The organism is Peribacillus phoenicis (assembly GCF_047238085.1).
In the GTDB taxonomy this organism is placed as follows: domain Bacteria; phylum Bacillota; class Bacilli; order Bacillales; family DSM-1321; genus Peribacillus.
This window is the reverse complement of record NZ_JBDFMF010000001.1, coordinates 3,546,555-3,558,715: the sequence shown is the minus strand read 5'-3', so window position 1 is coordinate 3,558,715 and position 12,161 is coordinate 3,546,555. Positions and strand designations below refer to the sequence as shown.

The window sequence follows — 12,161 nt, the reverse complement described above, 5'->3', positions numbered from 1 at the left end:
CGATGAAAGTGCTAATAATGAGTGACAGTCATGGCTTAACTCATGAAATCAGCATGATTACCGACCGTCATAAACAAGAGGTTGCTGCCATGATCCATTGCGGTGATTCAGAGTTGGAAAGAAATGACCCTCACATGTCGGGGTTCTTGGCCGTTCGCGGGAATTGTGACTATGATTCGGCATATCCGAATGATATTGTGGAGAATATCGCAGGCAAGCGTTTCTTCCTTACGCATGGACACCTCTATAACATAAATATGACCTTGATGAACCTATCTTATAAAAGTGAAGAGACAGGGGCGGATATTATTTGCTTTGGTCACTCCCACGCTGCAGGCTCCGAATTGATTGACGGCAAGCTCTTCATCAACCCGGGAAGCATACGTCAGCCGCGTGGACGAAAAGAGAAAACCTATGCCATTTTGGAAATCGGAAATGACCAACTTGAAATCATCTATTTTGACCTTGAAGGAAAAATCGTTGAAGAACTAAGAAATGCTTATCAAATGGAATGACTTCATGTATAATGAACAGGAAGCGTTTTTCCCCGCTTCCTAGTTCATAAAAAAAGAAAAAACTTTTTATGAAAAACCGTTGACTTTCTTTTGATATCCTACTATAATAAGAAGTGTCCTAAGGGAACAGTTAAGGTAATACATAAGTTTTACCGCAACTTATATCATAAACGTCTCAGTAGCTCAGCTGGATAGAGCAACGCCCTTCTAAGGCGTCGGTCGGGAGTTCGAATCTCTCCTGGGACACTAACTAGAAAAAGCCAAAACCTTCTAAGGTTTTGGCTTTTTTACTTTTGGCTTAAGTCAACGAGGATGTTTTCAATTTGTTATCCTTTTAACTGCTAAAGTTCGTATGACGACAAGAAGTTTTTTATTTATATTTATCGCAGGTGGATGAACTTTTATGTCGAACTTGTTATAAATAAGGAGATGTTTAAATGAATAAAGATAGATTATTCAAGTTCATTCAAACTTCCACTCGGGGCAATTTCTTCTCAGTCGAAATAACCGAAGATGGAACTGAAGTGGTCCAATTAGCTAAGGAGTTAGAAAAAGAAGGAAGAATCAAGTTGAGGGAATGCAAACGAAAAGAACAAGGTGTTTATCTGGAAGGAATACTTAAGTTTGTGCCTAGCTAATACTTAATGAGCTCTAACGAAGGACTTATATTAGGAATTTCATATGCTCCACAGAAAAAAGGCATCCATGATCGGATGCCTTTTTTCTATATCAAATTCTATTTAATGTTTGGAGATTTTTTTTAATGATTTCACGGTTTTTGATTATTGCCGTATTCAATTCTTCGACGGGTGAACTTTTATGATCTTCTACACTAAGCTGCATCCCACTTGATTGGTTTTGTATAAGTAAATCAATCGTATCGCGTAATTCTGGCAGTGATACCTTGAATTGTTCCGATAAATATTGTATTGCCTTGTGTAAATCGGTGTTATGGATTGATGGAACAATTGCATCGTTTTCATCTTTCAATAATATATCCTCCTCTAAAGCTTATTCAAGCTTATATAGCATATTATTGGGGAAAATACGCTTATTATTCAATATACTATATCGGCATAGTGTCCTGGGAATGGATGGTGTATTCGCCTGCCAGCTGTATGTTATGAAGCCCCTCTGACTATCAAGGTCATCTTTGGATACTTTTCTGGAGTTAAATCAGAAAAAACATTGACATAATGCAAACGAATTAATATTATGTTTATTATATTATAAACTTTATAGGGAAGTGTTTGTTTTATGAAGGACGCTGAAATGTTTTGGAACGCATCTCAGGATGAGCTTAAACAAGGATATATAGAAGGTGAGAATCAATATGTTTGTTTGCTGTGCGGAAATGCAGTTGAAAAGGGGATAGTATACCCGGAAGATGGGGTTCTTTATGAAGCAAAGAGGTATATGCGAATTCATATTGAACATGCACACAGCTCCGTTTTTGAATACTTGATTGATCTCGATAAAAAACTTACAGGTCTCACGGACCATCAAAACCGCCTTCTTCGCCTATTTTACCAAGGGAAGAATGATGCTGAGGTTCAGGAGGAAATGGGAATTGGCAGTCCGTCCACCATTCGGAACCATCGTTTTGTGTTGAAAGAGAAAGAGCGTCAGGCTAAGTTGTTTTTAGCCCTGATGGAACTTTTGAAAGATAAAGATGAACATGCGCCGGCATTTATCCCGCTTCATCAAAAAGCAAGGATGGTCGATGATCGTTATAACGTTACAGAGGAAGAAAAGGTGACTGTATTGAAAAAATACTTCCCTAAAGGCAGTCAGGATACATTAAAGTCTTTCCCGCCAAAGGAAAAACAAAGGCTGATCATTCTCCAAGAAATTATGAACCGTTTTGAAAATGAGCGGAAATATGAAGAAAAAGAAATCAATCAAATATTGGGTGCCGTTTATCATGATCATGTTCTTTTGAGAAGATATTTAATAGAATATGGATTCTTGGATAGAAAGACTGATGGGAGCCAATATTGGCTGAAGAAATGATGACTGGAGGCAAGAAAGATGGATCGTAAAAAAGAATTGAAGCAATTATATAAAGAAACGAAAGTTGAAGCAGGTGTATACCAAATCAGAAATACGGTAAATAATAAAGTTTTTATCGGAAGCACCAGGAATTTAAAGACGTTGAAGGGGAAACAATTTGAATTGGAAGTCGGAACAAACACCAATAAAGTTCTGCAAGGTGAGTGGAACCAATATGGGAAAGATGCTTTTTCTTTTGAGGTACTGGAAGTATTGAAGCCGAAAGATACAGGATTTTTTGATGTTAAACGGGAATTGAAAAAACTTGAAGAAATGTGGATGGAAAAAATACAGCCATACGAAGAACGGGGATACAATAGAATGAAATCCACTGACTTGTAAGTGGCCTTTAGAGATTCTCCTTAATTCCCAGCTCCCGATTTACCTTTGATGCATTTCATTCTTATTTCTTTATGAAAAATAAGGTATTATGGAAGCAGATGGTAATATACTTTAGTGTTTATGATTAGGAGGTGCTGGGATGGAAAATGGAGATGGATATCTACGGGCGAAAAAAAGGGTTGAAAACCTTAAGGCATTCTACATTCATCTAATGGTGTATGTATTGGTGAATGTCATGTTGATTGCGATTAACCTATTGACGGATTCCGGTTATTGGTGGTTCCTTTATCCCCTTGGAGGGTGGGGGATTGGTGTTCTGATACATGGAATTACCATTCTTGCACAAGGAAACTTCGGGTCTGAGTGGGAAGAAAGAAAAATAAAAGAGTATATGGAAAAGGATAAAAAGAACGGCTGAATTTGGGCGTGTTCAAAACAGGGAGTCATTTGTGGCTCTTTTTTTGCGGGAAAATAATCGGTGGATCTCACTTGTTGTAAGTTTTTAAATGGTTTAAGCTAGTAATGAGGGACCTATCTATGAAAAAGGGGGAAACCCGTGGAGGACCTTCACTAAATAATTAATTTTAGGAGTTGCGAATGAAAAAAATAGGATGGACCATAACGGGGATAGGAGCAATCATAGCGCTAGGGGCATTACTTTATCCTTTGAATGTTATTGATAAAACTCTATGTATATATTTATTGCTCGGCGGTGCAGGGCTAATGTTTGTCGGGTCTATGTTCAGGGCCTTTTCGCTGCTGAAAAGATGACTGATTTTTAAGGTTGATCAAAAACGTTCGATTAAGGTGATGACATGGAGAAAAACCAATTGAAATATGCCCAGCAGCATCTGGCTAATGAACGCACCTTTTTAGCGTGGGTAAGAACGGTGATTGCGATAGTGGGGGTTGGTTTTCTTGCGACAAGCCTGCATTTTACGATTGGTGTGCATCGGGATCCCCGTATTGACCTGATCAGTATCGTGCTGGGGATGTGTGCATTGGGCCTTGTGATTACAGTGCTGGCGACGTTCGGTTATCTTCAGAAGAAGCGGCAAATCAATGAAGGGGCCCACGAGTGCGCACGTTATTCTAATCGCTGTTTTTATGGTCATATTGTTATCGATGATCATTTTATATTTTGTTTTCATAAAAGTGTAAAACTGTCCTAACATTTAAAGGGCAGTTTTTTCAGTATCTACTATTAAATACTTATTCTTACATCTTTACGGAAAGATTTCTTCCATTATATAAATTCAATCAAAAAATGAAAGCTTGAAAAACTATGTATTTCATTTTGGTTATGGAGAGAAATTAAAACCTTTTAAAAATATTTCATTCAGTATTGTGCACGTCAGCCATGGTAAAGCTTAGATATTACCGGAAGTGTATATCCGAGGCTAGGAAAGGTCGGTCAAGTTTTGCCTTTTGCCTTCCTTTAAAAATTTTATATTAGCCACCATCAGTTTGTGAATAAACTTAACATGGATAATGCTAGCTTTAAAACTCTTGAAAGTGCTTTACTTTATTCAATTTCATTCAAGTTTTAAATATTTGTTTAATTTCCATTTTGTGAGATATGATAAAAAGGAACTAAAAGGAGGTCATTAACATGGTTGATATCAGAAAAGGTGAAAGTTCTTTTTTTGTCGAAGAATCTGGTGAGAAATTAGCGGAAATTACATTCTTTAAATCAGGTGATGATGAAATCACGGTCGATCATACCGTTGTTTCTGACAAGCTTCGCGGGCAAAAGGTAGGAAATGCCCTTGTTGAAAAGGTAATAGGATTCGCAAGGGAGGAAAAACTGAAAATTGTTCCGGTATGTTCGTTCGTTCAAAAACAATTTGAAAAAAATGCAGAATACGAGGATGTATTGGCTAAATGAACCGGAGGGCTGAACCAGGGGATGATTCATATCACCTGTGTTCAGCCCCTTTGTCTTTTTTTTTTACCCCTTCAATTCTCGAAGGAAAAAATATTAAACGCCTTTCCGCCTACAGTGTTGTTCGCATTTAATATAGGGGAGGTGCTAGGATGGCCATCAAATTACAAACCCTATTGAATCGTGCAAAGGAAAATATGGGAAGCGGTATGAACCCAGTCGTGAACGAGACGATACTTGAAGTGGTTAAATTAGCTTATGAAGCGGGGATATTTGTTCAAATAACGGCTGGTTACCGAAGTTTCCCAGAACAAAATGAATTGTATAAACGGGGCAGAACGAATAAATCAAAGCCAATCGTGACTTATGCCAGAGGGGGCCAGTCCTTGCATAACTATGGCCTTGCTGTAGATTTTGTCATTGTTAGTGATGACGGCAAGCGGACATTATGGACAGAGGGCGAAAAGTGGACAAGGGTGGCGGCCATAGCAAAATCCCTGGGATTTGTTTGGGGAGGGGATTTTGAATTGTTCCGTGATTTTCCGCATCTTGGAATGGCAGGCGGTTTATCCACGAGAGATCTTCAAAAGGGATTGAGGCCGAATCTTGTATCAAGAGTGGCGTCAGCGAACAGTGAAAGGGAAAATGGATGGTCCGCTATTTGTGAACACTAATACTAGTGACTGGCATCATGTGGGTAGTGCGAGGATATTTCAGTGGAGAAGTTTGTTATCACTCACTTTAATAATTTTAATGGGGTATGTGACGTTTTTAAAAATTAAATATTGAAAAAACTTTTTTTGTAAAATGTGGTCATGATAGGTATGTAAGCGGATACAACAAATCTTTCAATTTAGAATTATCAAAAAATTTCAAAAAACCTGTTGACTACTACCTGAAATACACGTAAGATAATCACAAATACAAGACATCAAACATAAGCGTTTCGAAAAATATGAATAATGCGAAAAGCATTGAAGAGGATAAGTAGTCTTTTAAAAAGGCAGTCACAGAGAGCCGGGTAGCTGAGAGCCGGTATTGTCCCTAAAGATGAACTCACCTTGGAGTTTCAGCTTGAACGTCAGACTAGTAGGGCTGAACGGGTGCGTACCAGTACCCGTTACCAAAACAGAGAATAGTGTAGGCTATTCAAAGTGCGCATGGAGTTTCATGCGAAAAAGGGTGGTACCGTGGAGTGGCTCATCAAGCCTTTTCACCCCTTTAACTTGCCTAGTGCAAGTACATTTGGGGTGAAAAGGCTTTTTTGTATGCATAAAAAGCTGAAAATTCTGAATGTTATGAAATATTTAATAGAAAAGTGAAGGAGGTTTTTTACGAAATGACACAAAAGTCAGTTGTTGCTGATCGGAAAAGGGGAAAGACACATTATAGTGGTGCTGAATTTCTGCTGAATGCATTGAAAAAGGAAAATGTTGAAGTCATCTTTGGTTATCCGGGAGGTTCTGTATTGCCGATTTATGACAAGCTTTACAGTTCAGAACTTTTTCATATTTTGACAAGGCACGAACAAGGTGCGATTCATGCAGCGGAAGGATACGCCAGGATTACCGGCAAGCCGGGGGTGGTCATAGTTACATCCGGTCCAGGGGCAACGAACATTGTCACCGGTTTGGCCGATGCAATGATTGACTCTTTACCGCTTGTGGTAATTTCGGGTCAGGTAGCTACCAGTGTAATTGGCTCGGATGCTTTCCAGGAGGCTGATGTACTGGGGATTACTACCCCGATCACAAAACATAACTATCAGGTAAGGAGGCCGGAAGACCTTCCGCGCATTATAAAAGAAGCTTTTTATATCGCTTCAAGCGGCCGGCCCGGTCCAGTATTAATCGATATACCTAAGGACATGGCCATTATAGAAGGTGTATCGACTGAAGAGGAGCCAGAAATGAATCTCCCGGGCTATCAGCCGACGACCAAGCCGAATTACTTACAGATCAGAAAGCTTGTTGAAGCAGTAAGCGGGGCGAAAAGACCGGTCATTCTTGCAGGGGCAGGTGTCCTGCATGCAAAGGCCTCCCATCTATTAAAGGAATATGTCGAGCAGCAAGGCATTCCCGTCGTCCACACTTTATTGGGTCTTGGGGGCTTTCCGGCGGAACATCCTCTCTTTATCGGAATGGGTGGTATGCATGGCTGCTATGCAGCAAACATGGCATTAGCGAAATGTGATCTATTAATCAATATCGGTGCCAGATTCGATGATCGATTGACTGGGAACCTAGCGAAATTCGCACAGCATGCAACGGTGGCCCATATCGATATTGATCCAGCGGAAATCGGTAAAAATGTGCCGACAAAAATTCCGGTCGTCGGAAGTGCCAAGGAAGCGCTGGCGGAGTTGATTACGCAAAATGGCAAGAAACCGGAAATTGATGTATGGACAACACAGCTGACTGCATGGAATGAAGAGTTCCCATTGCGTTATACCCATGAAGAAGGCGTATTGAAACCTCAGCGGGTCATCCAGATGCTTCATGAAAAAACGAATGGGGAAGCCATTGTTACGACGGATGTTGGACAGCATCAAATGTGGGCAGCGCAATACTATCCATTTAACAAACCGGATTCATGGGTCACTTCCGGTGGATTGGGGACGATGGGCTTTGGCTTACCATCGGCTCTCGGAGCGCAACTGGCGAATCCGAAAGCGACGGTGCTTTCCATATCGGGGGATGGTGGATTCCAGATGTGCCTGCAGGAACTTTCAGTCATTGCCGAAATGAATCTGCCAATCAAAATCATCATCGTCAACAACGGGGCACTAGGGATGGTAAGACAGTGGCAGGAACTCTTTCATGATAAACGTTTCTCACACAGTATTTTTCAATCGCATCCGGATTTCGTGAAATTGGCCGATGCTTATGGAATTCCGGGATACAAAGTGACGACGGAGGAAGAAGCAAGCAACTGCCTGGATGTAGCGTTAAAGACTGATGGTCCAGTGTTGATTGATTTCCGGGTAAAACAAAACGAAAATGTCTTTCCGATGGTAGCACAAGGAAAAGGGCTTGATGAAATGGAAGGAGTTTAATCAATGAAGGGAATTCTTAGCCTCACCGTGAACAACAGGCCAGGCGTCCTGAATCGGATTACGAACCTGTTCACGAAAAGAAATTATAACATTGAAGGCATGACTGTCGGACCTTCCGAACAGGATGGCATTTCAAGGATGACCTTCGTGGTCGATGTTGATGACGAAGCTGTCATTGAACAGATCACCAAGCAATTGAATAAGCAGATCGATGTTTTGAAAGTATATGATATTACGAATCAATCGATTGTGGCGAGGGAACTTGCACTCATTAAAATATTGGTGACTACACAAACCCGAGCTGAGATTTATTCAGTCATCGAACCCTTCCGAGCTTCAGTTATTGATGTCAGTAAAGATAGCTTGACAGTTCAAATCACAGGGGAATCGGATAAAATCGAAGCCTTCATTGAACTGATCAAGCCATATGGCATCAAGGAATTGGCAAGGACAGGGACGGCCGCCATCCCGCGTGGAATGCAAATTGCACACGCTAAGAGTGCGACAATCGTATAAAACAAAAACCAAAACAAAAAACAATGATGAAAAGGGAGATGTAATTATTATGGCAAAAGTATATTATAACGCAGAAGCAAACGAGAATTTCTTCAACAATAAAAAGGTAGCGGTTATCGGATATGGTTCACAAGGACACGCACATGCACAAAACCTACGTGACAGCGGTGTAGATGTAATCATCGGAATCAGGAAAGGTAAATCCTTCGATAAAGCGGTGGAAGACGGCTTTAATGTTTACACGGTGAAAGAGGCAGCTGAACAGGCAGACGTGATCATGAACCTATTACCGGATGAAACTCAGCCGAAAGTATACCAAGAAGAAATCAAACCGGTACTGCGTGCAGGTCAAGCGTTAATGTTCGCACACGGATTCAACGTCCATTTCAATCAAATCGTTCCTCCGGCAGACGTAGATGTATTATTAGTCGCTCCAAAGGGTCCGGGACATCTTGTTCGCCGTACATATGAACAAGGTGCAGGGGTGCCGGCATTATTCGCCATCTATCAAAATGTTACGGGTGAAGCAAAAGATTTGGCCCTTGCTTACGCTCGGGGAATCGGCTCTTTAAGAGCTGGCGGTTTGGAAACTACATTCCAGGAAGAAACGGAAACGGATCTATTTGGAGAGCAGGCCGTACTTTGCGGCGGATTGACTGCCCTTGTGAAAGCTGGATTCGAAACCTTGACAGAAGCTGGATACCAACCGGAAGTAGCATATTTCGAGTGTTTACATGAACTTAAATTAATCATCGACCTTATGTATGAAGGCGGTATGGAAAACATGCGCTATTCCATTTCTGACACAGCTCAATGGGGAGATTTCGTTTCTGGACCACGCGTTGTGACGGAAACTACGAAAGAGGCAATGAAAGCGATCTTGAAAGACATCCAAGACGGTGAGTTCGCAAAAGGATGGATCTTGGAAAACCAAGCGAATCGTCCAGTCTTCAATGCTATCAATAATCGTGAAAACCAACATCAAATCGAAGTGGTTGGCCGTGAATTAAGAAAAATGATGCCATTCGTAAAACCTCAACAAAAAGAGAAAGAAGTGGTAGCCGTTGCGAAAAATTAATATATTTGAAACTACACTTCGAGATGGGGAGCAATCAGCCGGTGTAAATTTGAATTTTACCGAAAAACTTGAAATTGCTTATCAGCTTGAAAGATTGGGTGTTGATATTATCGAAGCCGGTTTTCCGGCAGCATCCAAAGGGGATTTCAACTCCGTACAGGAAATCGCGCGCAAAATCAAAAACAGCTCTGTCACAGGGCTGGCGCGTGCTGTAAAAGGAGATATCGATGCAGCTTGGGATTCATTAAGGGGCGGGGAAGAACCAAGGTTGCATACGTTCATCGCCACTTCGCCCATTCATCGTGAATATAAGTTGAAAATGTCGAAGCAGCAAGTGATTGAAAAGGCAGTTGAGATGGTCAAGTACGGGGCAGCTCGTTTTCCTATCGTACAATGGTCTGCAGAAGATGCAAGCCGTACAGAACTTGACTATTTGGCTGAAATCGTCGAAGCGGTCATTCAAGCTGGTGCTAAGGTCATTAACATCCCGGATACTGTAGGGTATGCAGCTCCAATCGAGTACGGAAACATTTTCAGATACCTTCGTGAACATGTTCCTTCTATTGATAAAGTTAGTTTATCCGCACACTGCCATGACGATCTTGGAATGGCGACGGCCAATTCATTGGCTGCCATCGAAGGCGGGGCTACGCAAGTCGAAGGCACAATCAACGGAATTGGTGAACGTGCCGGAAACGTGGCGCTTGAAGAAGTGGCCATGGCACTCTACATCCGTAAAGATTTCTATCAAGCGGAAACGGGTCTTGTATTGAATGAAATAAAAAGGACCAGTGATTTGGTCAGCCGCCTTACGGGAATGCAAGTACCTGCTAATAAAGCCATTATTGGTGCCAATGCATACGCACATGAATCTGGCATTCACCAGGATGGCGTGTTAAAAGAAAAAACGACATATGAAATCATTTCACCTGAACTTGTCGGGGTTTCGTCCAATTCACTAGTTTTAGGAAAGCATTCAGGACGCCATGCTTTCAAAGAAAGATTACAAGAGTTGAATTTTACGGTAACGGATGAGGAAATGAACTCATTATTCATTCAGTTCAAGGAATTGGCCGATAATAAAAAGAACATGACGGATGAAGATATCGTTGCGCTGGTGCTTGAAGAGAAAGCGACGGATATCAGTTTTTATGACATGATTTCCTTACAGATCTCCCATGGTACCCATCAGACGGCGACAGCGACGGTCACACTGAAAAAAGGCGATAATGAAGAGATTCAGGAAGCGGCTACAGGTGCAGGAAGTGTAGAAGCCTTATATAACACGCTTGAAAGATGTTTGGGCAGCGAGATCAACTTGCTGGACTATCGAATTCAATCGGTGGGCGGCGGAATGGATGCCCTTGCTCAGGTTTTTGTGAAAATTGATTATAACGGTGTGGAAACAAGCGGCAGGGGTCTTGATCAGGACGTCTTGGAAGCATCCGCCAAAGCGTATTTGAACGCTGTGAACCGTGTGATCATCATGAAGGAACTGGAAGAAAAAGCAGTATTACAATAGGAAGGGGAGATTTCGATGAAAAGGAATATTGCGGTGCTTCAAGGAGATGGCATCGGGAAAGAAGTAACAAGAGGCGCTGTAGAAATCCTCGAAGCCGTTGCCCAAAGATATGGACACGATTTTGAATTTCAATATGGTGAGATTGGCGGAGGGGCCATCGATAACACAGGTTCACCCCTGCCGGATGAAACAGTGGAGATTTGTAAAAACAGCGATGCGGTATTATTAGGGGCCGTTGGAGGACCTAAGTGGGATGACCAGCCTGCGCACCTAAGAACCGGAACGAGGTTTGTTGAAAATCCGAAAAGATTTGAATCTTTATGCCAACATCCGTCCAATCAGCTATTATTCCAGCTTGTCGGAATCTTCTCCTCTTAAAAAGGAATTCATTGAAGATGTGGATTTCGTGATTGTCAGGGAACTAACTGGCGGCCTTTATTTCGGAAAGCCAAGTGAGCGCGTTGAAAAAGAAGGGAAAGAGGCGGTCGTCGATACACTTTTCTATCAGAAAAGCGAAATGAAGCGCATCATTGAACTTGCTTTTGCAATAGCATCGGATCGCAAGAAAAAAGTAACATCCGTGGATAAAGCGAATGTTCTTGAATCCAGCAGGATGTGGCGTGAGACGGCTGAAGAAGTTGCCAAGGACTATCCGGATGTAATTCTTGAACATATGCTTGTTGATAATGCAGCCATGCAATTGATCAAAAACCCGAAACAATTTGATATTATCGTGACGGAGAATATGTTCGGTGATATTTTAAGCGATGAAGCGTCGGTATTGACTGGCTCGCTTGGAATGCTACCTTCCGCCTCCATATCAACAAGTGGGCCTAATCTATATGAACCGATTCATGGCTCCGCCCCGGATATCGCGGGCAAAAACCTGGCTAATCCGATTGGGACGATTTTATCAGCGGCCTCCATGCTGCGTCTATCCTTTGGTTTGGAAGATGAGGCGAAAGCTGTTGAGCAGGCAGTGGAAACGGTCCTTGAATATGGCTTAAGAACAGGCGATATCGCAAATGGCCAACCAAGTATTACGTCAACTACAGAGATGATTGCAGAAATAAAAGCAAATCTTTTAGACCAGGAAGCCATTTCCAACATCATGGGAGCTTACGCATAAACTTCTTTCACGGCCTAACATTAGGCCGTGTTTTTTAAAAAAATACAAGATTGATCGAGGTGGGATA

The 12,161-nt window shown here is 41.7% G+C and carries 14 protein-coding genes, 1 tRNA gene, 1 pseudogene and 1 other annotated feature; of the genes and pseudogenes, 15 read left to right on the top strand and 1 reads right to left on the bottom strand.

From position 1 onward, the window contains the following. Positions 1–2 precede the first annotated feature (2 nt). From ABC374_RS17455 to ABC374_RS17445, 3 genes are all read left to right on the top strand, one after another. A complete protein-coding gene (locus ABC374_RS17455) occupies positions 3–515 on the top strand; it encodes a metallophosphoesterase (RefSeq protein ID WP_350299642.1) in 513 nt (170 codons plus the stop codon). 172 nt (positions 516–687) lie between these two features. Next, positions 688–761, top strand: a tRNA-Arg gene (locus ABC374_RS17450). A gap of 191 nt (positions 762–952) precedes the next feature. Next, complete coding sequence (locus ABC374_RS17445; protein WP_063575539.1) at positions 953–1,153, top strand: hypothetical protein; 201 nt, start codon at positions 953–955, stop codon at positions 1,151–1,153. Between the two features lie 91 nt (positions 1,154–1,244). Here the strand turns inward: ABC374_RS17445 and ABC374_RS17440 are convergent, their stop codons facing one another. Then, positions 1,245–1,505: a hypothetical protein gene (locus ABC374_RS17440; RefSeq protein WP_413019162.1), complete on the bottom strand. Its 261-nt coding sequence runs from the start codon at positions 1,503–1,505 to the stop codon at positions 1,245–1,247. A gap of 267 nt (positions 1,506–1,772) precedes the next feature. On the opposite strand from ABC374_RS17440, the gene ABC374_RS17435 reads away from it, so the two are divergent. The 12 genes and pseudogenes from ABC374_RS17435 (at position 1,773) to leuB (ending at position 12,094) form a co-directional block, all read left to right on the top strand. Continuing rightward, positions 1,773–2,528, top strand: coding sequence for a DUF2087 domain-containing protein (locus ABC374_RS17435; protein WP_350299640.1), 756 nt, complete (start codon positions 1,773–1,775; stop codon positions 2,526–2,528). Positions 2,529–2,546: 18 nt separating this feature from the next. Beyond that, positions 2,547–2,909, top strand: a complete 363-nt coding sequence (locus ABC374_RS17430) for a GIY-YIG nuclease family protein (protein WP_413019159.1) — start codon at positions 2,547–2,549, stop codon at positions 2,907–2,909. A gap of 139 nt (positions 2,910–3,048) precedes the next feature. Next, positions 3,049–3,327, top strand: coding sequence for a 2TM domain-containing protein (locus ABC374_RS17425; RefSeq protein WP_252278123.1), 279 nt, complete (start codon positions 3,049–3,051; stop codon positions 3,325–3,327). A gap of 179 nt (positions 3,328–3,506) precedes the next feature. Continuing rightward, positions 3,507–3,680, top strand: a complete 174-nt coding sequence (locus ABC374_RS17420; protein WP_170971560.1) for a hypothetical protein — start codon at positions 3,507–3,509, stop codon at positions 3,678–3,680. Between the two features lie 44 nt (positions 3,681–3,724). Then, complete coding sequence (locus tag ABC374_RS17415; RefSeq protein ID WP_413019157.1) at positions 3,725–4,081, top strand: YidH family protein; 357 nt, start codon at positions 3,725–3,727, stop codon at positions 4,079–4,081. A 440-nt stretch (positions 4,082–4,521) separates the two neighbouring features. Beyond that, the gene (locus ABC374_RS17410; protein ID WP_350299637.1) at positions 4,522–4,797 is read left to right on the top strand and encodes a GNAT family N-acetyltransferase; all 276 of its coding nucleotides are present in this window, start codon (positions 4,522–4,524) and stop codon (positions 4,795–4,797) included. A 149-nt stretch (positions 4,798–4,946) separates the two neighbouring features. Next, complete coding sequence (locus ABC374_RS17405; protein ID WP_413019154.1) at positions 4,947–5,468, top strand: M15 family metallopeptidase; 522 nt, start codon at positions 4,947–4,949, stop codon at positions 5,466–5,468. Positions 5,469–5,759: 291 nt separating this feature from the next. After that, positions 5,760–6,018, top strand: a binding site (T-box leader). Positions 6,019–6,133: 115 nt separating this feature from the next. Then, complete coding sequence (gene ilvB, locus ABC374_RS17400; RefSeq protein ID WP_413019152.1) at positions 6,134–7,849, top strand: acetolactate synthase large subunit; 1,716 nt, start codon at positions 6,134–6,136, stop codon at positions 7,847–7,849. A gap of 3 nt (positions 7,850–7,852) precedes the next feature. Beyond that, positions 7,853–8,365, top strand: coding sequence for an acetolactate synthase small subunit (ilvN, locus tag ABC374_RS17395; protein WP_101222819.1), 513 nt, complete (start codon positions 7,853–7,855; stop codon positions 8,363–8,365). A gap of 49 nt (positions 8,366–8,414) precedes the next feature. Continuing rightward, positions 8,415–9,443, top strand: a complete 1,029-nt coding sequence (gene ilvC, locus ABC374_RS17390; RefSeq protein WP_101222818.1) for a ketol-acid reductoisomerase — start codon at positions 8,415–8,417, stop codon at positions 9,441–9,443. Next, on the top strand, positions 9,430–10,965 hold the full coding sequence (locus ABC374_RS17385; protein WP_350299633.1) for a 2-isopropylmalate synthase: 1,536 nt from the start codon (positions 9,430–9,432) through the stop codon (positions 10,963–10,965). The genes ilvC and ABC374_RS17385 overlap by 14 nt, the downstream gene beginning before the upstream one ends. A 15-nt stretch (positions 10,966–10,980) precedes the next feature. Further along, positions 10,981–12,094, top strand: a pseudogene (leuB, locus tag ABC374_RS17380) (3-isopropylmalate dehydrogenase). Positions 12,095–12,161 lie beyond the last annotated feature (67 nt).